22 protein-coding genes are annotated in these 24,137 nt (G+C 38.0%); 6 read left to right on the forward strand and 16 right to left on the reverse strand.

The window, feature by feature from the left end:
- The first annotated feature begins 3 nt into the window (after positions 1–3).
- From D1839_RS06010 to D1839_RS06020, 3 genes are read left to right on the forward strand one after another with little or no spacing between them, the layout of a single operon-like run.
- Positions 4–657 (forward strand): GNAT family N-acetyltransferase, encoded by a 654-nt coding sequence (locus D1839_RS06010; RefSeq protein WP_120379123.1) that lies wholly within the window; start codon positions 4–6, stop codon positions 655–657.
- Positions 657–1,310, forward strand: coding sequence for an acetoin utilization AcuB family protein (locus D1839_RS06015; protein ID WP_120379124.1), 654 nt, complete (start codon positions 657–659; stop codon positions 1,308–1,310). The genes D1839_RS06010 and D1839_RS06015 overlap by 1 nt, the downstream gene beginning before the upstream one ends.
- Positions 1,307–2,476, forward strand: a complete 1,170-nt coding sequence (locus D1839_RS06020; RefSeq protein WP_120379125.1) for an acetoin utilization protein AcuC — start codon at positions 1,307–1,309, stop codon at positions 2,474–2,476. Before D1839_RS06015 ends, D1839_RS06020 begins: the two co-directional genes overlap by 4 nt.
- A 41-nt stretch (positions 2,477–2,517) precedes the next feature.
- Here D1839_RS06020 and motS read toward each other — a convergent pair whose 3' ends face one another.
- From motS to D1839_RS06040, 4 genes are all read right to left on the reverse strand, one after another.
- Positions 2,518–3,315: a flagellar motor protein MotS gene (gene motS / locus D1839_RS06025; protein WP_120379126.1), complete on the reverse strand. Its 798-nt coding sequence runs from the start codon at positions 3,313–3,315 to the stop codon at positions 2,518–2,520.
- The gene (gene motP / locus D1839_RS06030; RefSeq protein ID WP_120379127.1) at positions 3,305–4,132 is read right to left on the reverse strand and encodes a flagellar motor protein MotP; all 828 of its coding nucleotides are present in this window, start codon (positions 4,130–4,132) and stop codon (positions 3,305–3,307) included. The genes motS and motP overlap by 11 nt, the downstream gene beginning before the upstream one ends.
- 59 nt (positions 4,133–4,191) lie before the next feature.
- A complete protein-coding gene (ccpA, locus tag D1839_RS06035; RefSeq protein WP_120379128.1) occupies positions 4,192–5,190 on the reverse strand; it encodes a catabolite control protein A in 999 nt (332 codons plus the stop codon).
- 273 nt (positions 5,191–5,463) lie between these two features.
- Positions 5,464–6,534 carry a bifunctional 3-deoxy-7-phosphoheptulonate synthase/chorismate mutase gene (locus tag D1839_RS06040; protein ID WP_120379129.1) on the reverse strand — a complete coding sequence of 357 codons (1,071 nt, stop codon included), beginning with the start codon at positions 6,532–6,534 and terminating at the stop codon, positions 5,464–5,466.
- 206 nt (positions 6,535–6,740) lie between these two features.
- Here D1839_RS06040 and pilM point away from each other — a divergent pair, with 206 nt between their 5' ends.
- The gene (gene pilM, locus D1839_RS06045; protein ID WP_120379130.1) at positions 6,741–8,873 is read left to right on the forward strand and encodes a pilus assembly protein PilM; all 2,133 of its coding nucleotides are present in this window, start codon (positions 6,741–6,743) and stop codon (positions 8,871–8,873) included.
- 523 nt (positions 8,874–9,396) lie between these two features.
- On the opposite strand, the gene D1839_RS06050 is transcribed toward pilM, so the two are convergent.
- The 9 genes from D1839_RS06050 to D1839_RS06090 all read right to left on the reverse strand — a co-directional run bounded on the left by D1839_RS06050 (position 9,397) and on the right by D1839_RS06090 (position 19,368).
- Positions 9,397–9,819, reverse strand: a complete 423-nt coding sequence (locus D1839_RS06050; RefSeq protein ID WP_120379132.1) for a YtxH domain-containing protein — start codon at positions 9,817–9,819, stop codon at positions 9,397–9,399.
- 25 nt (positions 9,820–9,844) lie between these two features.
- On the reverse strand, positions 9,845–10,249 hold the full coding sequence (locus D1839_RS06055) for a DUF948 domain-containing protein (protein ID WP_120379133.1): 405 nt from the start codon (positions 10,247–10,249) through the stop codon (positions 9,845–9,847).
- 479 nt (positions 10,250–10,728) lie between these two features.
- Positions 10,729–12,030 (reverse strand): UDP-N-acetylmuramate--L-alanine ligase, encoded by a 1,302-nt coding sequence (murC, locus tag D1839_RS06060; protein ID WP_120379134.1) that lies wholly within the window; start codon positions 12,028–12,030, stop codon positions 10,729–10,731.
- Positions 12,031–12,237: 207 nt separating this feature from the next.
- Entirely contained in the window at positions 12,238–13,350 is a 1,113-nt protein-coding gene (locus D1839_RS06065) for a nicotinate phosphoribosyltransferase (protein ID WP_120379135.1), read from the reverse strand.
- 332 nt (positions 13,351–13,682) lie between these two features.
- Positions 13,683–16,301, reverse strand: coding sequence for a DNA translocase FtsK (locus D1839_RS06070; protein WP_120379136.1), 2,619 nt, complete (start codon positions 16,299–16,301; stop codon positions 13,683–13,685).
- A 1,052-nt stretch (positions 16,302–17,353) separates the two neighbouring features.
- Positions 17,354–17,956 carry a YtpR family tRNA-binding protein gene (ytpR, locus tag D1839_RS06075; RefSeq protein ID WP_120379137.1) on the reverse strand — a complete coding sequence of 201 codons (603 nt, stop codon included), beginning with the start codon at positions 17,954–17,956 and terminating at the stop codon, positions 17,354–17,356.
- A 17-nt stretch (positions 17,957–17,973) separates the two neighbouring features.
- Complete coding sequence (locus D1839_RS06080) at positions 17,974–18,783, reverse strand: DUF1444 domain-containing protein (RefSeq protein ID WP_120379138.1); 810 nt, start codon at positions 18,781–18,783, stop codon at positions 17,974–17,976.
- A gap of 30 nt (positions 18,784–18,813) precedes the next feature.
- On the reverse strand, positions 18,814–19,131 hold the full coding sequence (locus D1839_RS06085; RefSeq protein ID WP_120379139.1) for a thioredoxin family protein: 318 nt from the start codon (positions 19,129–19,131) through the stop codon (positions 18,814–18,816).
- Between the two features lie 63 nt (positions 19,132–19,194).
- Positions 19,195–19,368, reverse strand: coding sequence for a hypothetical protein (locus tag D1839_RS06090; protein ID WP_158589611.1), 174 nt, complete (start codon positions 19,366–19,368; stop codon positions 19,195–19,197).
- A 459-nt stretch (positions 19,369–19,827) separates the two neighbouring features.
- Between D1839_RS06090 and D1839_RS06095 the strand changes: the two genes are divergently transcribed.
- The gene (locus D1839_RS06095) at positions 19,828–20,268 is read left to right on the forward strand and encodes a YtoQ family protein (RefSeq protein WP_120379140.1); all 441 of its coding nucleotides are present in this window, start codon (positions 19,828–19,830) and stop codon (positions 20,266–20,268) included.
- Positions 20,269–20,535: 267 nt separating this feature from the next.
- Here D1839_RS06095 and D1839_RS06100 read toward each other — a convergent pair whose 3' ends face one another.
- Positions 20,536–21,066 (reverse strand): DUF84 family protein, encoded by a 531-nt coding sequence (locus D1839_RS06100; protein ID WP_120379141.1) that lies wholly within the window; start codon positions 21,064–21,066, stop codon positions 20,536–20,538.
- A gap of 13 nt (positions 21,067–21,079) precedes the next feature.
- Positions 21,080–22,147, reverse strand: a complete 1,068-nt coding sequence (locus tag D1839_RS06105) for a M42 family metallopeptidase (RefSeq protein ID WP_120379142.1) — start codon at positions 22,145–22,147, stop codon at positions 21,080–21,082.
- A 344-nt stretch (positions 22,148–22,491) separates the two neighbouring features.
- Between D1839_RS06105 and D1839_RS06110 the strand changes: the two genes are divergently transcribed.
- Positions 22,492–22,806, forward strand: coding sequence for a PepSY domain-containing protein (locus tag D1839_RS06110; protein WP_050353411.1), 315 nt, complete (start codon positions 22,492–22,494; stop codon positions 22,804–22,806).
- Positions 22,807–23,095: 289 nt separating this feature from the next.
- Here D1839_RS06110 and D1839_RS06115 read toward each other — a convergent pair whose 3' ends face one another.
- A complete protein-coding gene (locus D1839_RS06115; protein ID WP_120379144.1) occupies positions 23,096–23,959 on the reverse strand; it encodes a YtnP family quorum-quenching lactonase in 864 nt (287 codons plus the stop codon).
- Positions 23,960–24,137: the final 178 nt, after the last annotated feature.

A 24,137-nucleotide genomic window follows, 5' to 3' on the forward strand; every position in this document is an offset into this window, starting at 1 on the left:
TCAATGAAACATGAAAAAAAACACTATGCACTAACAAGAGAAACAGCCACAGAAACGATTACCATTGAGGGACCATTAAATGCAGAAGAATTACAGCAATACAAGTTCCATGAGGATTTAATTGCATTTCGACCTGCTCCAAAGCAATTTGAAGCGATTTTGAATATCTCTACCTTTCCTGAAGGACGGATTATAGTAGCGAGAACAAGCGATACCATCATTGGATATGTAACCTACCTCTATCCAGACCCATTAGAACGTTGGTCTGAATTTGAAATGGAAGAGTTAATTGAGCTTGGTGCGATTGAAGTCATTCCTGCCTTTCGTGGAGAACGGATTGCTTCAGGGTTACTCGAAGTATCCATGATGGATGAATTTATGGAAAACTATATTATTATTTCTACCGAATATTACTGGCATTGGGATTTAACTGGAACAAAATTAAGTATTTGGGATTACCGAAAAGTAATGGAAAAAATGATGGCTGCTGGCGGATTACTACCTGCTCCAACAGATGATCCCGAAATCATCTCCCATCCAGCTAATTGCCTGATGGTACGAATTGGTAAAAATGTATCCAAAGAATCAGTTAAACGTTTTGATACACTGCGATTTTTGCAACGGCATAAATATCGAACTATGCGGGAGGGATTATAATGCTTGTCGAAGAAATTATGAAAACGGAGGTAATTACACTGCCTCCGACGGCAACGATTCAGCAAGCGCTGGATTTATTAAACCAACATAAAATACGCCACATTCCAATTATCGATAAGGAAAATCACGTTATTGGCATTGTATCAGATCGAGATGTTCGTGATGCGAGCCCTTCAATTTTTGAATCGGATGCAGGCTCAAACAATTTACAGCATGAAATCCAATCCATTATGAGCCATCCAGTTATAACCATACACCCCTTAGATTTTGTCGAAGAAATTGCAAAAATTTTTTATGATAAAGAAATTGCTTGTTTACCAGTAGTTAGGGAAGGAAACCGACTAGTTGGAATGGTAACTGAAAAAGATATGTTGTACACCATGATTCAGTTAACCGGTACACATGTGCAAGGGTCTCACATTGAGATCAAAGTACCCCATCGGCCTGGGATTTTACCCGAAGTAACAGCTATCTTCGGCAAACGTAAAACGAATATTGTCTCCGTACTTGTCTATCCATCTAAAGATGATCCAGATTATAAAATTTTGGTCTTTCGAATACAAACGATGAACCCACTTCCCGTTCTCGAGGACCTTCGTAAAGCCGGTTATGAATTGCTTGCTCCTAACCAAGATGTGGGGCGGCAATTATGAGTCCATGTAATGCTAAATATGTGTTTTCTACAGACTTATTGCATTACCACTTTCATGAAGATCATCCTTTTAACCAAAAACGAGTACTATTGGCAACTGAATTACTGAAAGAAGCTGGCACGCTCGCCAAAAATAATATTGTTCCCCCAAGAAAAGCTACCGAAACAGAAATTAAGTTATTTCATGATCATGCATATGTAGAAGCTGTTAAACAAGCAAGTAAATGCAAGTTATCAGAACAAGCCGCTGTTGAATATGGGCTTGGTACAGAAGATACACCAATATTCTCAGGGATGCATGAAGCCTCATCGTACCTCGTAGGTGGCTCCTTAGCAGCTGTCGATGAAGTGTTATCAGGGCGAGCTACTCATGCCCTAAATCTTGGCGGAGGACTGCATCATGGTTTTAAACGCAAGGCTTCCGGTTTTTGTATCTACAATGACGGAGCCATCGCTATTCGTTATATAAGAGAAGCCTATAATTTACGAGTTCTCTATGTAGATACAGACGCGCATCATGGAGATGGCGTACAGTGGGCTTTCTATGACGATCCAAATGTGTGTACATTTTCCATTCATGAAACTGGCAGGTATTTATTTCCTGGTACAGGTAACGTAAACGAACGCGGCATTAAGGAAGGACATGGATATACTTTTAATCTTCCTATCGACGCATTCACAGAAGATGACTCATTTTTGGATGCATATACAACTGCACTAACAAAAATTGCAGCGTTTTTTAAACCAGATATCATCATTACGCAAAATGGAGCCGATGCGCATTGCTATGATCCATTAACACATTTATGCAGTACGATGAAGATTTACGAGCAGATCCCTTTATTAGCGCATAAATTGGCACATGAGTATTGCAATGGTAAATGGATTGCACTTGGTGGAGGCGGTTATGATATGTGGCGAGTTGTTCCTCGAGCTTGGGCACAAATTTGGAATGTCATGTATCAAGGACAGCCTCTAAGTGGAGAATTACCGGCAGCTTGGTTAGAGAAGTACCAAAAGGAAAGTCCTGTTCATCTTCCTACTCATTGGGAAGATGACCCTTCGATCGTTCCTATAATTCCTAGAAGAGAGGAAATAACCGAAAAAAACAATCTTGCATTACAACAATTATTAAAATATACAGTTACACCATCTAGGCAGACTTAAATAAGTGCTTATAACGAAGAATAACCAAGCAGGAGAGGCTATTATTTAGCCTCTCCTGCTTGGTTATTTACTGATTTATTTTCCAAAATCACAATTTCTACGCGTCGATTTTTACTCCAGTTAGCAGGTGATGTATTTGGCGCAATTGGTTGTGTATCCGCATAACCAACTGAAGAAAAACGAGATTTATCAAAATGATTTTCATTCAATAGGTAACGAATAACACTACCAGCTCTTGCGCCTGACAATTCCCAGTTAGAGGGATATCTATAATTAGATATCGGTCTGCTATCTGTATGACCTTCTACATGCACCGGGTTGGGAATATTATGTAATAACGAACTGACCTTATTTAAAAATGGTTTTCCAGATTCCAAAATAACTGCTTCACCTGTGGGAAATAAAATACTATCTTGTAAGACAAGTTCCACACCTTGATCTGTTCTTGTAGCAGTTATCACATTATTTAAATCATTTTCATCCAAGTATGTTTCCACTTCCTGCAACAGTTGATCTAAAGATGAACCATCGTCCTTTCCATCCTTATCAGTCGTATCAGGAAGCTGTGTTGGAGAATCAAATTCATTGGACTGCTCCGCATTTTCTTTGTTACTGGATTGTTCTGTTGGATTATCCATTGGAACAGCAGAAGGATAAAAGTCAAAAATCATCCGATTACGAAATGATTCCGAAATGGCTTCAAACTTAACCAAATCAATCTGCGACATGGAAAAAAGCAGTACAAAAAACACTAAAATAAGCGTGACCATATCCGAATAGGTAACCATCCATTTCGGTGCTCCTTTATTACCTGACCTTCTGATTTGCCTACGCTTCATGAATACTCTCCTCCATGAAATCTGCAGGTTCCTCTTCAAGTTGTTTTGCCCTTTCTTCATTAGATAAGAAAGCACTTAATTTCTCTTCCAATATTCTCGGATTCTGGCCTGATTGAACACCAATAACACCTTCGATAATGATTTGCTTCATAAATACTTCTTCTTCCGTCTTACTTTCTAATTTACTAGCCATTGGAATAAAGACTAAATTAGCAAGCACTGTTCCATACAGTGTTGTTAGTAAAGCTACAGCCATACTTGGTCCGAGACCAGCTGGGTCTTGCAGACTATTGAGCATAAGTACAAGACCAACAAGTGTACCAATCATTCCCCAAGAAGGGGCATACTCCCCTGCTTTTTCAAGTAATGCCCTTCCCTGATAATGCCGGTCCTCTACAGCAATTATTTCAGCTTCTAGAATATCCTTGATGACCTCAGGCTCAATTCCATCTACTGCAAGCAAAATGCCTTTTTTTATAAATGGATCGTCCACTTCCTCTAGTTCATTTTCTAAAGCTAGAAGCCCCTCTCGCCTGGCTCTTTCAGATAAATGAACAAATAATGCAATCAATTGCGGCAGCTGTTGGTCATGTTTATGAAAAGCTTCGCTCAATACTTTTCTTGCCAGTTTAATTTGTTCAAACTTAAACGTTATTAACATCGAAGCAATTAGTCCTCCAATTACAATAAAGATAGAGGAAATGTCCAGAAACAAACCTGCCCCTTCAGAAGTACCACTTTTGGAAACTATCGCCAACATAATCATTATAAAACCCATGGTGATGCCGAACGGAGTTAATATATCTCGTTTTCTCATCGTTCTCTCTCCTCAGAATAGAAGTTGAATCATCTCTATTCATTATATCGGCACCCAACTTACTTTGTTGAGTTTCTTTTTTCAATTCGATGAGGAAGTACGACTTTTTGGTCTTGAACTTCTTCTTTGTTCATGTACTTCGTTAATAAGCGCATTGCAACAGCACCAATATCATACATTGGTTGCACAATGGTAGATAATGTTGGACGAACCATTGTGGCTAATCGTGTATTATCAAATCCAAACACTTCTATATCATCTGGAACACGATAGCCTTTGTCTTGAATCCCATGAATAACACCAAGGGCCATTTCATCTGAGGCGACAAAAATAGCTTCTGGTTTTTCATTTTCTTCTAATAATTGATTTACTGCTTCAATTCCTGAACTATAGGAGTAATCTCCTTTTACAATCAAGGATTCATTTACAGAAAGTCCTGCTTCATTTAAAGCTCTAGCATAGCCTTTATATTTCAGCTGGTTGATATGCGTTTCTTCTAATCCAGATACAAATGCAGGAACTGCTTTATTTTGTTCAATTAGAAACTGAGTAGCTTCAAAGGCTGCTTGTTCATAATCAATGTTTACAGAAGGGATTTCATTGTTTTCATCATATGTTGCTGCTAACACCACAGGCACAGAAGAACTCTTGAATTGCTGTACATGCTGTTCTGAAATATTTCCTCCCATAAAAATGATTCCATCTACTTGCTTTTCCAACATCGTATTAATTAATTGAATTTCTTTGTCTTCATTTTGATCAGAGTTACTTAAAATCATATTATACTTATACATCGTAGCGATATCTTCAATTCCTCTTGCAAGTTCTGCAAAGAAAATGCTTGAAATATCTGGAATAATCGCTCCAACAGTCGTTGTTTTCTTACTTGCTAAACCTCTTGCAACAGCATTTGGACGGTAGCCTAAGCGCTCAATTGTAGCCAGTACCTTCTTCCTTGTTGTTGGCTTCACATTTGGATTTCCGTTTACGACACGAGAAACCGTAGCCATTGATACGTTTGCTTCTCTTGCTACATCATATATGGTTATATTACTCAATGTTATTTTCCTCCTATACAATATCGTTCTCTTTGTTCTTTATCATACTCTACTATGAAAAATTTTTCAAAGCAAAAAAGGTTGAAGGCTCCTAATTATCCTTCAACCGCTTTTATTCACCCTATAATATCGGTTATTAAAGAAGAAAGGCAAGTGTCAAGCCTCTAAGATTGTAGATATCTAGTTGCATATTTGCTTGAGTAAACGTGATGCTCTTATTATTATACACAATCTTTTCATAGTTACCAACATCTGTTGCAACTTTTATTGTTTTTATTTCATCCGTTCTGCCATATCCTCCATTTCTTCCATGAAATGATGGAACGTAGGGATATCCATTTGCTGGGCAGAATCTGATAATGCGACAGCAGGATCTGGATGTACTTCTGCCATCACACCATCTGCTCCAATGGCAATAGCTGCTTTTGCGGTTGGCAGCAATAAATCTCTTCGTCCTGTGGAATGAGTGACATCAACCATTACCGGTAAGTGCGTCTCCTGTTTTAAGATAGGAACCGCTGAAATATCAAGGGTATTTCTAGTTGCTTTTTCGTATGTTCGAATCCCACGTTCGCATAAAATGATATTGGCGTTGCCACGCGACATAATATATTCAGCAGCATTAATGAATTCAGAAATAGTTGCGGATAAACCACGCTTTAAAAGAACAGGTTTATTCACATCACCAGCCGCCTTAAGCAATTCGAAGTTTTGCATATTTCTAGCCCCAATTTGAATTACATCCACATAATCGAGCGCCTCTTCGATATGTGCCGGGTTTACTATTTCGCTTACTACTGCTAAATCATGCTCTTCAGCAGCCTTTTTTAGAATTTCTAACCCTTCAACTCCTAAGCCTTGGAAATCATAAGGAGAAGTTCTTGGTTTGAATGCGCCCCCACGCAATAGCTTCACTCCATGTTGTTTAATCGCTTTGGCAACTGTTGCTACCTGCTCATATCCTTCGACAGCACAAGGCCCCATAACAAAATGAACGTTCCCATCCCCAATACTTGCACCATTAATATGAATAACGGTATTTTCAGGTTTCTTTTTTCGCGACACGAGCAATGCTTTACGGTGGTCATCTTCCTGCAATTCCAAGCTGGCTTTAAAAATTTCCTTAAAAATATGCTCAATGGTTGCATTTTCGAATGGACCATCGTTACTGGAAGTGATTTTATCTAGCATATCTCTTTCTCGCACAGGGTCAAATCGCTTCATACTCTGCTTTGCTTTGATGTCCCCGATTTGCTGAACTAATTTAGCTCGTTCATTAATTAAATCCAATATTTCTAGGTTTACTTTATCTAACCTATCTCTAACTTGGTCTAATTCATTCATCTTCTACTCCCCCTATGCTCAGGTTTTTAATAATTAGTGAATATTATAGCTAATTATGTACCCTTTGTCGATAAATTTTTTAAATTCATGTATAATTAACCGTATTCATTACGTTAATCCTATTTTAGTCGCGCAAAACATATGCTTTTGCATTCTTACTCAAATATATAAATTTGCCTATTATTAATATGAAAGGATTATGTTTTATGAAAGAACGAGTATTTGCTTTAGATATCGGTACACGCTCCGTTACAGGTATCATTTTGAACCAACAACAGGAAGGATTCGAAGTAGTAGACTACTGTATGCTGGAGCATCAAGACCGTTCCATGCGTGATGGTCAAATTCATGATGTAGTCGCCGTTTCTGAGACGATTAAACAAGTTAAAGCAACCATCGAACAATCTCATGGTCCGTTAAAAAGCGTCTGTGTCGCCGCTGCTGGACGTGCTTTAATTACAATGGAGGGATTTGCTTCTTTACACTTACAAAACAAATCCATTACTAATCCTGAAATGGTTCAACATTTAGAGCTAAGTGCGGTGCAAAATGCTTTAGAAAAAGTAAGCCAACAAGAGGGAGAAGAAAATGTAACACCTTATTACTGTGTGGGTTATTCTGTCCTCCATTATTATGTCGATCAGCAGGAGATTGGCTCACTAATTGACCAGCAAGGAGACGATGTGAGCGCTCGAATCATTGCTACATTTTTACCTAAAGTTGTTATTGAATCGTTATTAGCAGCATTATCCAGAGCTGAGCTTAAAATGGAAGCATTGACTTTGGAGCCTATCGCCGCAATTGAGGTACTTATTCCAGAATCGATGCGGAGACTCAATGTTGCTTTAGTAGATATAGGTGCAGGAACAAGTGATATTGCGATTACGAATCAAGGGACAGTGGTAGCATATGGAATGGTTCCTATTGCTGGGGATGAAATTACAGAAGCAATTAGTGATACATACTTATTAGACTTTCCAAATGCCGAAGAAGCTAAAAGAGCCGTTGTGGAACAAGGAGAAGTAAAGGTGGAAGACATTCTTGGTTTTGAAACCACGATAGCTTATGAGCAGTTAACAAAAGACATAGCACCGGCTATTGATCTGCTAGCCTCCCAAGTAGCTGAGGAGATATTAAAATTAAATACAACCCCCCCAAGAGCTGTGATGCTGGTGGGAGGCGGAAGCTTAACACCAATGATACCAACATTTATTGCTAATAAACTACAGATTCCTGAAAATAGAGTGGCTGTACGAGATGTCAGTGCCATTAAACAGCTTTCTTTTAGTGAGGAGCTGCCGGTACGTCCTGACTTCGTTACACCGATTGGAATTGCCATTGCTGCAAAGCGTAATCCCGTGCACTATATTAGTGTCTCTATTAATGAACACACTTTAAGGTTATTTGAAATACGTACATTGATAGTTGGTGATTGTCTTATTCAAGCCGGTATAGATATTTCAAAATGGTATGGTAAGCCTGGTGCTGCTTCTATTATTACTGTGAATGGCAAAGAAGTAACATTGCCAGGAGAGTTTGGAGAGCCACCACAAATCATGCTTAATGGGGAACCAACTTCTGTAAAAACACACATAAAAAATGGCGACCATTTACAAATTAAGAAAGGCACAAACGGAGAAGCCGCCGCAATTACGATTCATGAACTATTTGGTGAAATAACTCCAATGACCGTTTGGTTTAAGAACCAACGTCATACCATTTATCCAGCTTTTTTCGTCAATCAACAGCCAGCAGATAAAAATTATCTTGTAAAAGATAAAGATGTGATTGAATGGCATCAACCAAAGCATTTAGAAGATATAATGAAACAAATTTCCAGTACCAAATATGACAAACCCGAGCCATTCCTTGTATTTGTTAATGGGAAGCAAATTCAACTAAACATGGGGGAAACACAATTTTATGTGAATCAAACAAGGGCTGAACCAAAGCAGGTGCTTCGCCATGGGGATTACATCCAAATAAAGCGAGCAAAGCAGCCAAACGTAAACGATTTATTCTCTCAAGAAGGAATGGACTTTTGGCTGACAATGACGGTGTTTTTTAACGGGAAAGCGATAGAATTAAAGCAGCCAAAATATAAAGTTAAACGTAATCAAGAATTATTAGAGGAAACGAGTTTATTATATCCAGAAGATCAACTGCAAATAGAAGCAAGCCAAAATAGTACCTTTATTTTTCAAGATGTATTTCAGTACGTTGATTTAGAATTATCCACAGCCAGTGGGAAATTTTATGTATATAAAAATAAGCAGCCTGCCCAGTTTCACGAGTCTATTCAAACTGGTGATGAACTAGAGATTGTTTGGCAGGATTAGCAACGCATATAGTTAGGAGAGGCTATTCTCACAGCACTAACGGGAATGTACTAATTGTATGAGGAGCTTGCAGTTATATTCCACATAAAGTGAACCTTCCATCAGGGGGCTTCATACCGCTGATGGATAGTACCCAAGGGTATGACCTAAAGGCTTTTGAACGAATCGGGGATTTAGGTGCTGTTACCTCCTGCTTCGACTTGCTCACATCTCCCATCCTGAGACCGTGGGAGTCTACAACGCCTTTTTACGGGATAAAGGAATTTATATCACTAAAACAGGGGTATACCGACGTCTGGGAGGCAAGCCCGTTTTTTAGTCTGTCCTCCTCTTAGTGACGAACCGATGAGGCCTTAGCTTAGCGCGCATTTCTAAAGTCGCATCGTTGCTAGGTGATCTAGCTGGGCGTGGCTGTCTAGTCGGTTATTTCGTTATCTACAAGCACATCATTTTATAGTTTCCTATACAACGATGAAAAAACCAGCACTATTTTTTGCAGGTGCTGATTTTTTTCGTCCTATTCTTATTGATTATTGTTTTCCAATTCTTCCGCTGCATCTTCCATGGCTTCAGCAACTTCCTCTGCTGCTTCTAACGCTTCGTCTTCTTTTTTGCGTTTCTCTTGAAGCTTTGATTGTACACTTTGCGTTAAATCCTTTGTTTTTTCAGCAGCTGTCTTTGTCATCTGAGAAGTGGAATCCATCGCTTTTTTCTTCAAGTCAGAACCAGTTGTGTATGCTTTATCCTTCCAGTCGGCGCTTTTTTCCTGTGCAACTTCTTTCCAGTCATATGCTTTCTTTTTAACTTCGTTAGCACCTGTATTAATATCTCCACGAAGCTCTTTGCCTGTTTTTGGCGCAAGTAAAAGTGCTGTCAATGCGCCAACAGTTGCCCCTATAAATGTCCCTAAAATAAAATCCTTACTGCTAAATTGGTTATCTGACATTTTTCGTTCCTCCCTATTACTGTGATTATTTATTTTTTTTCTTCCATAATTCCATCAAAGTAGTTCCCCACTTAATCGCCTGCGTTGTTTTTTCGGGGTCCTCATTTGCTGCTTTCGCTACACTGTTCGTTAAATCTCTTAAAGATTGATTAAATTCCGTGACGGTATCTCCAATACCTTTAAATCCATTAAATAAACTATTTAATTTACTTGACTTCTGATTCATATCATCTGCTAGCTTATTTGTTTTCGCTAGTAACTGCGTTGTCTCACTTGTGACCCCCTGCATTTGCTGTTCAAGGCTAGTTAGCGTTTCTGCTACATTATGTAACGTCTGCCTGGCAGCCTTTAACGTAATTACCAGATATACCACTAAAACAACAAACGCTACGGCTGCAATAGCAGCAGCAATATATGCTAAAATTTCCATATTAATTCATCACTCCTTTATTCACTTCAATTACTATGCTGTAACAAAAGCTATAAATAGATTAAGTTAAAGAAACGTCTTTATCAAATAGCTCAAAGCATTGTATTTAGGTCACTTCTTACGAATAAAGCAATCAGGATAAATCGAAATAAATAGACCTTCAGATTCCTTGTTTGTTTATATAAAATAACTTACCCACCTATGCTATAAATAAAACATATATACTATTAAGCCTTACTTAAGTAATTCGACAACAAAAGCCAAATCCCTTTATTTTTCCTATGTTTTTCATCAGCTTGTCCAATTCCAATTCCATTTATTCTCTGTTTATGCTGAAAACAGAGAAGTGTAACGATGCACTACATGACCTTACTCTTAGACCAAGAAATAAATAATTGTTGGCTTTGGATCATTGGCTATTTGAGCTGTCAACCATAAAATGAAAGAGCCTGCGTTTAGGTTCAGACTCTTCTTTTTGTTTATGACATTGTTACCACTTTTTCATACGCCTGCTGAAATTTCTGAATGTCACCAGCTCCCATGAAAATAAGCACACTATCTTGAAATTCTTTTAATGCTTCTGTATGAGATAATTCCAATATGGAGCTATTCTCAATTAATTTTTGTAAATCATGAATGGTCAGTTGACCACTTTCTTCTCTAGCAGAGCCAAAAATATCACATAAGAAAACATGATCTGCTTGCGATAAACTATCAGCAAACTCTTGTAAAAACGTTTTGGTTCTTGTAAATGTATGTGGTTGGAAAATGGCTACAATGGATTTGTTTGGATATTTCTTCCGAGCAGACTCAATCGTAGCATTTATCTCTTTTGGATGATGTGCATAGTCATCAATAAGTATTTGACTTTCCATTTGTTTTTCTGTAAATCTTCGTTTAACACCGCCAAAACTTGCAAGATGCTTCATACATTCTGCACTTATACCTTCATAATGGCAAATAGCTATGACTGCTAATGCATTTAAAACATTATGGTTTCCATACATTGGTATAGAGAAAGATTCGTAATACGTATTACGGACAAATACATCGAATGTTGTGCCGTTATCCGTTTCCGTTATATTTTGAGCTTGAAAATCATTAGTGGCTGCAAATCCATAATAAACAACAGGAACTTTTGCTTGTATTCGTTGTAATTGTTCATCATCACCACAAGCTATAATTCCTTTTTTCACCCGCTCCACCATAGACTGAAATGCGTTGAATACATCATCAATACTTGTAAAATAGTCTGGGTGGTCAAAATCAATATTCGTCATAATCGCATAATCGGGTTCATATTGTAAAAAATGGCGGCGATACTCACAAGCTTCAAAAACAAAATATTTACTATCTACATGTCCTTTACCAGTACCATCACCAATTAAATAGGAAATGGGAAAAGAACTGCTCAATACATGACTTAATAGACCAGTCGTCGATGTTTTACCATGCGCTCCGGTTACTGCAATGCTGGTGTATTGCTTTAACCATTCGCCAAGGAATTCATGATAACGATAGAACGTTACTCCCAGTCTCTTCGCTTCTTTTATTTCTAGATGGTCATCAGAAAATGCGTTACCTGCGATAACCGTGTAATTTTCTTTGATGTTACTTTCTGAAAAAGGGTAAATCGGAATATTCTTTTCTTCTAAAGCTTCTTGTGTAAAAAAGCTTTTCTCTACATCAGACCCTTGCACATTTTCTCCTGAATCATGCAAGATCTGAGCGAGAGCACTCATCCCTGTTCCCTTTATACCAATAAAATGGTAAGTTGTCATAAATGAACCTCCAAATTGTTGTAAAAGGATTCAATCATCTTTTATCTATTTTGCACAGCTTTTTTTATTATAGCAAATCCATTTCTAGATGAAAATAAAAACATGCTCTTTAAAAAAGTCTGTTCGTTCTTACCGAGTATGATTTATTTCTCCTATAACTCTTGCTCCAGGGATTTTTCGACCGTGTTTTTCTGGTGAAAAATGTTTTCACTTTTGTTTAATGTACGGCACTTTTTCTAATCGTGGATTCGGACGGTACTGCCTGCCCTCTTTTGCTTCTGGCGTTCCATTTAAGAGAACATTGTCTCCTGTAAAGCCAATATTTAGCTTAAGCAAACTTCTACCAACACCGTACATATCTACTGGTACACCAAGCTTTTCAAATTCTACAATACGTTTTTCTGTAAAACCGCCACTAACCATAATTTTCACGTGAGAAAACCCTTCTTCGTCAAGTGCATTTCTTAAAGCAAAGATAAGTTCTGGATTTACTCCCCTTGGGTCAAACGTCCCCATTAAGTGATGGTTACGTAAAAAATATTTATCAACTAATGTACGTGATGTATCTAATCTAACCGATTTTAATTCACTTCCAAAAGCGTGGGCAACTTTAAGGGAATCCGTAATCACATCGTTATTATAGTCAACTAGAGCAGCTAAATCGTCCTCGGGAAATAGCTCATAATATGCTTTACAAGCTGCCACAATATCACCGCGAAACATTTGAATCAATGCATGAGGCATCGTTCCCATTCCTTCTTTTCCCCACCATTCATTCATCGCATGTGTAGCTTGAGCAGTAGAACCGCCAATAAATGCTGCGTAACCATCCCCGGCTTGCTGCGTATAATGATCATCGCGATCTCCCATAAAAATGACTGGTTTTTGTTTTCCTGAAGTTCGTGCTGCTTTTACAACATTATATACATTCGTTGCGACAGATGTTCTTCTCGATAAAATCCCATCAATAATCCCCTCTAAATAACCAAACTGATGATAACCGCCTGATACGGTTAAGACAGATTCGTATGGTCTAATTTTATCTCCATCCTTCAAAGAATAGATTTCAAGTGTCTCTGGATCGTCTGCGAATTTATGTAATAAAGCAATCGCTTCATCTGTCCCACATAAAACAGCATCATTCTTTTGAAAGAATTGCATTGTCACCTGATTGTTGGGCAATTTTTTTGCTGCTATTTCCTTTGTTTTTAAAAAATATACCGCTGAAAACCAGCCATCCTTAATCCGGTCATCAAATTTGAAGGTTTTATTTGTTAAACGTTCAATTTTCCCATTCAGCTTTTGTTCGATTTCCTTCATAGTGTTTGTTTTCTCCCTTTATATGTGATCATTAAACATATCATATAAAAAAATCGTGTTGGAAACAAGAATTACTATTCGGTACGGGAGCAAGCCGTTCCTTAAAAACTATATTTTTCAAAGATCATCATGAAATATTGCGGTTCATTAAGTCACTTGTCTCAGCCAGCGCCGTTATTATATACAAGCTATTATCATCTTAAAATATAGTCTACAATAGTAAACATAAGGACAAACAACCGCTGCTCTTGTTCGGTAAAACCTAACCTATAGAGGAATGCCTACTTGTAAAGAGTTGCCAAAATAGGAGGAGATACTTTACATTTATAATATTACAGTAACATATCCTCCATTTGAGCTAACGTAACCAGAACTTCCCTTGGCTTACTGCCGTTTTGTCCGGAGATAATCCCTCGTTGTTCCAGTGTATCAATTAATCTAGCAGCTCGATTGTACCCTATTTTAAAATGGCGTTGCAACAATGACGTGCTTGCTCCATTCTGCTCTAGCACGAATAAAATAGCATCTTGTAGTAGTTCATCTTCTTCCTCTTCTGTATGAATTTGTTCAAGCAACTGCTCTTGTTCAAACAAATAATTAGGTGGTGCAATTCCTCTTACATAGCTTGCTACGCGATCAATTTCCTCATCGGACACAAACGGACCTTGTAAACGAACGCTTTTCCCTGAACCATTCTCAATGAATAGCATATCTCCTTTTCCTAAAAGTTTCTCTGCACCACTCGTATCAAGAATTGTTCGCGAGTCGACTTGGGAAGACACGCTAAAAGCAATCCGTGTAGGTATATTGGCTTTAATTAAACCGGTAATAACATCTACAGAAGGACGCTGTGTTGCTAACAAAAGATGTATGCCACAAGCTCTAGCCTTTTGCGCAATTCTGCTAATTGCATCTTCCACATCCTGTGGAGAAACCATCATTAAGTCTGCTAGCTCATCAATAACTATGACAATGAAAGGCAGCTTGTTATCAGATTGCTGCTGTTTGGTCATTTTTTCATTATATCGCTCTATATCACGAACTCCTTCATGAACGAATTTCTCATAACGCTCCTCCATTTCAGCCACAGCCCATTTTAATGCAGCAGTAGCAGCCTTTACATCGGTAATAACTGGAGAAACAAGATGAGGAATACCATTATATGGAGCTAGTTCTACCATTTTAGGATCGATAAGTAAAAATTTCACCTCTTCATGATGGGCTTTATATAGAAGGCTGATTAAAATGGTATTGATACACACACTCTTTCCTGATCCAGTAGCACCTGCAATTAATCCATGCGGCATTTTCTGTATATTCGTGATTAGAGGGTCTCCTTCTATACTCAATCCTAAAGCAATCGTTAACGGCGAGTCACTTTTCTGGAATGCTTCTGTTTCAAAAACGCCTTGCAAGCCAACCATTTGGGGCTTTGGATTCGGTATTTCAATACCAATTGTATTTTTACCAGGAATTGGGGCTTCAATCCGGATATCTCTTGCAGCCATATTTAGTTTTAAATCATCACTTAAATTTTTCACCTTACTCACCTTAACTCCAAGCTGTGGTTGCACTTCAAATCTTGTAACAGAAGGACCTTGAGTAACATTTACTACTTGTGCTTGTACATTAAAATATTTTAAGGTTTGCTCCAGTAATTGCTGCTGGTCATCCATCCATGCCTTATCTTTAGAAGCATCGTTATCCACGTCATTTAACAAGTGAAGTGGCATGGGCTTTTGAGGCTCTTGCTCTGGCTCTTTTTTTTCTATTGCATCAACTGTTGGAACATGCTTTTGCTTATCCTTGGCTTCTTGAGAGCGATTTTGGTTTGTTCGATCCCATAAGTTCTTCTTATCTCTAGGCGTCATCATTACGTTAAATGGAACAGTAGTTTTACCCGTTTGCTGCTGTCGTCGACGATGTGATAAACGATTTTCACGTTTTGATTCTACATTCGTTGGATTCGTTTGTTCTTCGGTGATTTGTTCCACATTTGGTAAAGTTACCGCAACTTTCTGATTCGATTCTTCTAGTTGTTTTTCATGTTCCTGCTGTTTTTGTTGTTTTTGTTGTTCTTGAACGGATATAGCTTGTGACGGAACAGCATTTTTATTGATCACATCCGAATTAGTATCATTTTCTCCCTTTTCAGGTGTTGCATAAGATTTTATCTCTTTTTTTATATCTATTGCCGTTTCTGTATGTTGCTTTCGTTGATACGTAGGAGTATCCTCGCTCTCTCTAGCGCTACGTTCTGGTGATTGAACTTTTCCCCATTCCTCTGTACTTCTAACTGTTTCATCAACTTGTTTACGTTGAAAAGCAGGCGTTTCTTCTATCTCTTTAGTGTGGCTTTCTGGTTTTGATTGGGAAAGCTCTATTTTCTCTTTCACTTCTCCAACGAATTCAGTTTGCCGTTTCCGTTGATATGCTGGAGTTTCCTCAACCATTTTATTTTTATTTTCATTCCGTGGATGAAATCCATAAATGGGCGAAGGTACTTCTGTCGGTTGAAATGGTTCAGGGCTTTTTTTGTATACTTTTGCTCTGGATTGCTCATCCTTATATACATCCGACTTATCCCGGCGTCGATATATAGAAGTTTTAACATCTCTTCGTTTAAATGCAGGCACTTCGTATGCGGATGTATCATCGTCCATTCGTTTGGTGTAATTTTCCTCCCATTTCCCCACTTTTTGTAGGCTTTGCTTACTCGAATTTTCAAATTCATGGTCTTTTCCTAGATCATTCCTATGGCGTTGTTCTGTCTCCACTCCCAAGTCGGGGATGACAGGAAAGCGAAACGATTTTTTTGTAGGATATTGATACATCATTTTAGCCTCAGGATGATGGTTTTCTGGCTGCTGCATATGCATATGTTCATCGTAGTGGTCTTCATCATCAATTGTAAAAAGACGCTTAATTTTTTTCTTCCAATTATCCCACATATTTACTCACTCTTTCTTTGTAATAGAACTGTTCTTCTTCATTGTAGCAGTTTTTAAATCATTTTTGAAAATCATTTCTAAGTTGGAGTCATAATATGGCATCGTCTTTACTTATTATGACTCCAACTTAGCATCAAAAAATCGAAACAATTGCAGCTGTATAACAAAGGCACAGGGCGTGATTAGCAACGGATCGAATGGAACGACTCAACTAAAGTTTTAGGAGTCATGCCACTAAAAACAGTGGTATGCTGACGCCTGAGCGGCAGCCCGTATTCGTTCCTCTTAGCTACAACCGATGAGGCTTTAATGGAGGGGCGATTTTGTGCAGTCGCCTAGTTGCTGGGCTCATGCGCCCGACGTGGTGATTCAGTTATTTCATTATCCACAAGCACCTCATTTTTACTATCTTATCTTTAATCAAAATACGCTTACAGATAAGCAATTGAAGAAATTATTTTATGTTGAGGAGGAAATATTGAAAATCTAACCTAACCCAATTTGATGAGGAGTATTTTAACGTTCAGCATAAATGAATTTTGTAAAAATTTGGATCCATATGAAAGATAGCTCCTTTACGAAACGATTATACTTTATAAAGTGTATCTTTCATCAGTAGAGGTTTTCACTCATTCTACACCGAATGATATTACCGTAATGGTTTGACCTAAAGACCTCTTACGAAATAGATCATTTAGGTGCTGTTATCTCTCAACTTAGACTTATGCAACTACTCATCCTTCTTTGCCTACATGTTTAATACTCAAAAATCAATGGATAAGTATAAATGCTTGCTTTAGAAACTGTTTTTACATTATCCATTTTTCTCTTGCATATAAGGTGGTAAGTCAACTGTAAATATGACCAAGCAAATGGTAACTGAAGAATACAAAATAGAAGCTATGCTAATTCGTTGAAAGCCTTTTGTTCTATTCATAGTTAAGTAAATCTATTTATTTTGTACATAGATTAATGACGTCCAGTTTAGAACAGGCGATCCAAAAAGATCACCTGTTTCTTTACTATATAACAACTAGTTTTTTGCTTATATTCTATATGTTAAAAGCTGATCCAATTTCATAGGAATCATTTAGTACATATATTCCTTTTTCTTTTGGCGCATTTGGCAAACCTAATTCCTTCTGTGAACAAATCATACCGTTAGAAGGTTCCCCTCTCAGCTCAGTGGGTTTTATTTTTAAACCACTTGGCATTGTTGCACCAGCTTTTGCCACTACAACATGTTGACCAGTAGCTACATTAGGCGCCCCACAAACGATTTGTAATACTTCATCACCAACATCTACTTGACAAACACTCAATTTATCTGCGTTGTCATGTTGCCGTTTTTCTTTAACATAACCAATCACAAATTTAGGACTCAAATCAAAATTTAGATCATCGTCTACTCCATTTGCTTCAAATAGTTGCTTTATTTCAGTTAACATTTCTTCTGTTAAGGTTATTTTTCCTGTTTGTAAAAAAGAAAAATGAGTAGAAGCTTGAAAAATATTGTATCCTATCTCTTTATTCTGATTATCTGTAATTCGAACAATATCAGCTATTTGTTCGTGCTGAATTTGGTAGCGGTCACCTTCTTGCAGCGGTATAATCAGTACATCTCCAATACCATCAGCATTGTAAAATACGTCCATTTATCTCATCCTTTTCTTTAGTTGTCAGTTTCCGGTCTATTTTTTGCGAGAATAAATATTGGTTCTAACTGCTTCTCATCATAAATCATTGGCAAGGAAGTAATCGGAATTCTCCCTTCCGCAAAAAATTTCATCGTCATTTGCGCTAAAATGTCATAACCCGTTTTATTTTGGACATCAGCTACAATCAATACATCTTGATGTGGGACAGCAACTGCCATTTCTCCTTTACTGTTCGCCTTCATTTCTTCCAAGAATGCTTCATTTAAAATTCTACTTGCATCGTACCCGTCCTGGGAAGCTAGAAAATAAAAATCATTATCTGCGACTCGGTCAAGTTTATAGTCCACTGGCAGCGAGCGTAAATTAAAAGACGCAATTTCGTCAATCCGCGTTTCTGACCAACCTTCTTTTTCAATTAGTGGCTGATCAATTAAACGGTATGACTTCCCTAAGTCAATGGCGTAGAAGATGCGCGTTTCTGCTGTATGCTCTTTGTAGATAAGCGGCTTATTCGCATTTGTTTTTGTAGGAAAAGAAGTTGAGCGAATGACAGGAAATATTTGTTTTTCCATCCCTTCCAATTGCTGGTCTTCGTTCATAATTCGTAACGCTTCTTTTACGTGCTCCTCTAACTCATCAATAACCGCTTCTCCCTTTTGATGGTACTTAGCAACGACATTTGACAAAGTAATAGTGATCCCTTGCTTAGACGATTTCCACTCAATTCGAAAAGTGTCTTTATCCCGGTTATACATAGTATACCAGTCCGAATTTTGGAAACGCTCGTCCAATATTTTTTTTAATTTTAGGCTTGTCATTTGCATACTGCTCTCTCCTTACTTATGCAGGATCCTTTAGCTTGAAAGATGGTTCATAAAATCCATGATCTCTTCCTTCGTTTTACGATCTTTACTAACAAATCGTCCAACCTCTTCCCCATTATGAAACGCAATAAAACTAGGAATTCCAAATATCTCATATTCCTGACAAACATCAATGAATTGGTCTCGGTCTACTTTAATAAACGAATACGCAGGATAGGCTGCTTCAATTTCTGGTAATACAGGCTCAATTACCGTACAATCTGGGCACCACCCTGCCGTAAAGTAAAGAACGACCCGCTCCTTGTTAATCACGTCTGTAAATGAATCTTGTTTTGTTAATGCTTCCATTATTATCCACTCCTTTAGTACTGTTCTCTATTCATTTAAAAGCGATTGAATTAGCTATCTTCATTATTTCTTCCGCTTTTTCTGCAAAATCTTTTTGTTAGTAAAGGTGTTTTCTTTCCCTCCGCCGAAACCAACTTGAACTTCTAATCGCTTCCTAGGCAATATTCGAAATTGATTGTCTGAAGAAAAAGACTCTAGCACCATGCCATCATTCTGCTTTGCCGTTTCATAATTCAACTGACTATTCGCTCCTCATCTGCATTATATACACCAAGCAAGTCTGATTATTATTATTACAACCAGATTATTGATCTCCTTTTGTGGATTTTCATATGTGATGGTGTAATATTTGCAACTGAGTGATTTTCCTGTAGGCTTTCATCACTATGGAAGGCACTTCTTGATGCTTGTTGTGCTTTTTAGTAATCGCCTCTTCTTCCATATTCGTGCTGCAGGCAGTTCCTGGTATGCCAATAATCTGGTTTATCCATAATCAAGACCAGTATTATAATAGCTTTATGCAATTTTCCTTCCAAGGCAGCAGCTATTTTTCCATCACCTATCTTACTATGAATGGAGACAAATTGAAACGATTTAACTTGTTAACCTCCCACTAACTATAAAACAGTAGCGGAATACTTCTCAAATATGTCGTTTTCGTTTACGATAGATGTAATCAAGCAAGGAGGAGATAATATGGAACTTACTGTCTATTTAGCTGGTCAAATTCACGACGATTGGCGCGAAGAAGTAAAACGCTTAGCAAAAGCTAAAAAATTACCTTTGCACTTTGTTGCTCCACAAACCAATCATGAACGATCTGATAATATCGGTGAAGCCATTTTAGGTAAACAGCCTGATCCTGTATACAAAGACGAGGCCGCTTCGCGCATTAATAATTTTCGTACGGAAGTGTTGATGAAAAAATCAGATATTGTTATTGCCCTCTTTGGTGAAAGCTATAAACAATGGAATACAGCAATGGATGCTAGTCAGGCGATTACGTTAAATAAACCAACCATTATCATTCGCCCGAAATCTCTCATACATCCTTTGAAAGAATTGTCAGATAAAGCCAATGTAACTGTGGAAACCGTAGAACAAGCGTTAGATGTCATCCACTACATTTTCGAATAAGGGAAGCTTTACCCATCGACACCCGGGATTGTAGTGCCTCATAGATATGAGCCTTAGCTTCTGAACAGAAATGAATATTTGACTTATAGTTAGAGCTCACACTTATGCTCATTGGGTTCATCTGATAGGATGTAAGGGAAAAGTTTACTGCCAATGACATGGCGAAAAAGCTTTAAGCCTGTAGTTTAAACAGTCTACAGGCTTTTCACAAGGCACATACTCAACCTAAAATTAATATTTAGCACTCTCCATATACATTTTACGAAGTTAACCCCATGTTTGATTCTTAGATTCCTTTTCTTCCTTAGTGAATTCCCATTGGCCGCGTAATAATTCCATTACATGACGAAACATGCTTCTTCTGGAAACCCGTTCTGCTGTAAATATGCCAACAGCTCCTTCCTGCTGTCGAACTTGCTTTCGTTTTGCAAATTCATCCATTACATCTCCGAGCTCTCTCCCCTGAATAAGCTGTTCTGTTATTTCATATGGCAATGCAATCCGGGCTCCGCTAGCAGTATACACCTGGTCAGAGGATGCTAACGCTCCCCAATTACAAAGGTACAATTGGTTACCAATAAACATAACACCGCCTTCAAGACCGATTCCAAATGTAGCATCTTGAGTGTCTAGACTGGAAAGAGCACGGTTAATAGCTCCTTGTCTCGTCTCTTCATCGGAAAAAGGTTGTAATGGTACACCCGAATCGGCATCTTTCGTTACCATAACTGCTTCTGGAAAAACTTCTTCCACAGCTTGAATTTTTGCTTTGTTCATGGAGCCAACTACAATTTTCATATACGCTATTCCCTTATACAGAACGGTGGATGTTATCCAACGTTGTTTGATCCATTGTTTTCACAAGCTTAATAAGTAATTCCTTAGCAGCAGCATAATCATCCACATGTATGATAGATGAAGATGTATGAATATAGCGTGAGCATATGCCTATTACTGCTGAAGGGATACCATTATTAGCTACATGCACTCTTCCTGCATCCGTTCCGCCTTGAGAAATAAAATACTGATACGGAATTTGATTGCTTTCGGCAGTATCTAAAACAAAGTTTTTCATTCCTTGATGAGTAATCATTGTTCGGTCAAAAATCCGTAATAACGCACCCTTACCTAACTGACCAAATTCTTCCTGTTTCCCTGACATATCATTAGCAGGAGAAGCATCTAAAGCAAAAAATATGTCTGGTTGGATCTTATGCGCAGCCACTTGCGCACCACGCAAACCAACTTCTTCTTGCACCGTTGCACCAGCATATAACTCATTCGGCAAGGTATCATGTTGTACTTCTTTCAATAACTCAATCGCTAAACCACAGCCATAGCGGTTATCCCAGGCTTTTGCCAAAATTTTCTTATCATTTGCCATAGGAGTAAACGGCGTTAAAGGAACAATCGACTGTCCTGGTTTAACGCCCATTTTCTTTGCATCTGCTTTGTCATCCGCACCGATATCGATAAGCATATACTTTATTTCCATTGGTTTCTTTCGTTGCTCAGCGGTTAAATTATGAGGTGGAATAGACCCAATTACACCAATAATTGGTCCATTATCTGTCATGATTTGTACCCGCTGGGCGAGTAGTACCTGATTCCACCAACCGCCTAAAGGCTGGAAGCGTAGCATGCCATTATCTGTGATTTGTGTCACCATAAATCCTACTTCATCCATATGACCCGCCACCATAACTTTCGGCCCGGAACCTTTTTTCACGCCAAAAATCCCGCCTAAATTATCTTGTATCGTTTCATCTGCATACTTGGACAATTCCTGCTTCATAAACTTACGCACCAAATGTTCATTACCTGGTGCCCCTTGAAGCTCTGTCAATTGTTTAAACAATGACTTCGTCTCTTCATTCATACCGTATCCCACCTTCAATAATATGTATATTAATTAGTATACTTGAAGCCACGAATAAATTTCCAGTATTCCTCCTTTCCACATGAAATAGACCAAGGTATGGGTATAGAGCATTTACAAACAAAACCGAAAGCCCTTGTTTAGTAATGATGTATAAAGGGGAAAATTGAAATATCAAGGGGAATTTTACAATGGTATCTATGCAGGCATTCATTTTTACCCACTCTATTTTCTTAAAGCCATCCTGTTTTTTATTTTCTATTTCATCCCAAATACGATATACTAGCATATAAGAAAAATTGAAAAACGAAGAATTTAATTTGAGAGCAAGAGGTGAGAAGTTCATGAGTGTAAAAAAAGCGATTATTGCAGCTGGACTTGGAGTTGCTGTTGGCTATTTTGCAAAGCAGCAAATAGACCAAATGCAAAAGGTTACACCTGAAAAAGCGTTGAAACAAGCAAAAGAAACGTTTAAGAAACAAGGGCCAATCAGTGGTTCTTGGATTTATATGCAACCTCAGGAAGTAGAAAAAAACGGCCTTTTGTATGATGCTTACCGTGGTGGAGTTACCCGTAATCTCGATGGGGAGAACAAGCAGTATGAATTTTATGTAGATGTGGAAACTGGCGCTGTCATTGATGCTGTGCAAACAACATAGTCTTTTTTAGCATTTTCTTGATATTTTACCAAATAAGCGAGAGCTAGCCTACAAATGCTATTATTCGCTTATTTGGTTTATTATTAGCTTCCATCCATGAAGGAGATTTTATTAGAAAAACTTGGCTTGTCGCCAAGTCTTATGGTGAAAGCCTTTGTTTTTTCATTTTAAAAAAGCAAGCCACTCTTTTGCAAACAAAATTGATGCTTTAAATCCTACACTAATGCAAGCCCTGACCCTTAAATCTAGACAGCCATCAGCTTATAGGCAATGGCTATCTCGATAACGATCACCGAAAAATTTCATTTGGAGACTGTTTTCTTTCCAATTGATCGACCCGCTCCCCTGACTCATTAAACTTAATCGCACGATAATATGCATCATGATAAAATGTGTACCACGCCTGTTTGCGATATCCATATTCCATCCACTTTTCTTTTTGGTGAACAGATGTTACCGGGTAATCATCATATGCTAATACCCATAATTTATTTTGGTGCGCATAAGTTGGCATAATATCTGCCATATGAATCCAGCATATATTATCTTCTTCAAAAATAATGATGCTGTGCCCGTTGCTATGACCACCAGTATGTACCATTTTCAAACCATCTGTGATCCTGATTTCATCCGTAAATGTCTGAACTTGTTCCGTAATCGCTTCCCAGTTTCTCCTCCAATAAGTATTTTTTGATCGAATGTTTGGCCTCCTCATTTCCTCCCATTCCTTTTTAGATGTATAAATAACGGCTTGTTTAAATACAGATTCATACGTATCACCAACCAAATTGGTTAAGCCGGATGCATGATCAAAATGCATATGTGTCATTAACATACCATCAATATTATTTGACGATAACCCAAGAGTTGCTAGATCTTTCATGACTTGTGACTGTTCCGAAACACCAAAATTACGTAATTGCTTTTCCGATAGCTTATTTTGACCCATCCCGCTATCAATTAAATAATTTTTTCCATCTAGCTGCAATAATATCGGATCTGTTCTCAATGTAATCTGATTTAATTCATTCGTGGGATATTTTGACTGCCACAGTACTTTAGGCACGACTCCGAACATCGCACCTCCATCCAGATTCGTTACACCTCCCCTCAGCCATGTTAAGGTTGCTCTCCCTACCTTTAATTTCTCCACACCGTTCCCTCCCTAAATAATTACCAATAAAACAAGCGTTTTCAAAATAAACATCTTTTCTATATTTTAACAGGACGACATACCTTTCGTAAATTCTGTTTTATTGTTCGTTTAAAGCGATGACATGACAATGCATTCATTACTTCTGTTAAAACGCCATATCACAAAAGCAGCTTAG

The sequence above is a fragment of the Roseburia sp. 1XD42-34 genome (genome assembly GCF_009917385.1).
Lineage (GTDB): Bacteria > Bacillota > Bacilli > Bacillales > Amphibacillaceae > Virgibacillus.

What these genes read in the sequence shown, in the direction of transcription:
- D1839_RS06010 (WP_120379123.1), top strand. Translation starts at nt 4, where the DNA reads ATGAAACATGAAAAAAAACACTATGCACTAACAAGAGAAACAGCCACA.
- D1839_RS06020 (WP_120379125.1), top strand. Translation starts at nt 1,307, where the DNA reads ATGAGTCCATGTAATGCTAAATATGTGTTTTCTACAGACTTATTGCAT.
- D1839_RS06105 (WP_120379142.1), bottom strand. Translation starts at nt 22,147, where the DNA reads ATGAATGAAGAGACGAAGTCATTGTTTAAACAATTGACAGAGCTTCAA.
- D1839_RS06085 (WP_120379139.1), bottom strand. Translation starts at nt 19,131, where the DNA reads ATGGAAGCATTAACAAAACAAGATTCATTTACAGACGTGATTAACAAG.
- D1839_RS06110 (WP_050353411.1), top strand. Translation starts at nt 22,492, where the DNA reads ATGAGTGTAAAAAAAGCGATTATTGCAGCTGGACTTGGAGTTGCTGTT.
- D1839_RS06100 (WP_120379141.1), bottom strand. Translation starts at nt 21,066, where the DNA reads ATGAAAATTGTAGTTGGCTCCATGAACAAAGCAAAAATTCAAGCTGTG.
- D1839_RS06040 (WP_120379129.1), bottom strand. Translation starts at nt 6,534, where the DNA reads ATGAATGAATTAGACCAAGTTAGAGATAGGTTAGATAAAGTAAACCTA.
- D1839_RS06055 (WP_120379133.1), bottom strand. Translation starts at nt 10,249, where the DNA reads ATGGAAATTTTAGCATATATTGCTGCTGCTATTGCAGCCGTAGCGTTT.
- pilM (WP_120379130.1), top strand. Translation starts at nt 6,741, where the DNA reads ATGAAAGAACGAGTATTTGCTTTAGATATCGGTACACGCTCCGTTACA.
- D1839_RS06095 (WP_120379140.1), top strand. Translation starts at nt 19,828, where the DNA reads ATGGAACTTACTGTCTATTTAGCTGGTCAAATTCACGACGATTGGCGC.
- D1839_RS06065 (WP_120379135.1), bottom strand. Translation starts at nt 13,350, where the DNA reads ATGAAGGAAATCGAACAAAAGCTGAATGGGAAAATTGAACGTTTAACA.
- murC (WP_120379134.1), bottom strand. Translation starts at nt 12,030, where the DNA reads ATGACAACTTACCATTTTATTGGTATAAAGGGAACAGGGATGAGTGCT.
- ytpR (WP_120379137.1), bottom strand. Translation starts at nt 17,956, where the DNA reads ATGGACGTATTTTACAATGCTGATGGTATTGGAGATGTACTGATTATA.
- motP (WP_120379127.1), bottom strand. Translation starts at nt 4,132, where the DNA reads ATGAGAAAACGAGATATATTAACTCCGTTCGGCATCACCATGGGTTTT.
- D1839_RS06050 (WP_120379132.1), bottom strand. Translation starts at nt 9,819, where the DNA reads ATGTCAGATAACCAATTTAGCAGTAAGGATTTTATTTTAGGGACATTT.
- D1839_RS06070 (WP_120379136.1), bottom strand. Translation starts at nt 16,301, where the DNA reads ATGTGGGATAATTGGAAGAAAAAAATTAAGCGTCTTTTTACAATTGAT.
- D1839_RS06080 (WP_120379138.1), bottom strand. Translation starts at nt 18,783, where the DNA reads ATGCAAATGACAAGCCTAAAATTAAAAAAAATATTGGACGAGCGTTTC.
- motS (WP_120379126.1), bottom strand. Translation starts at nt 3,315, where the DNA reads ATGAAGCGTAGGCAAATCAGAAGGTCAGGTAATAAAGGAGCACCGAAA.
- D1839_RS06015 (WP_120379124.1), top strand. Translation starts at nt 657, where the DNA reads ATGCTTGTCGAAGAAATTATGAAAACGGAGGTAATTACACTGCCTCCG.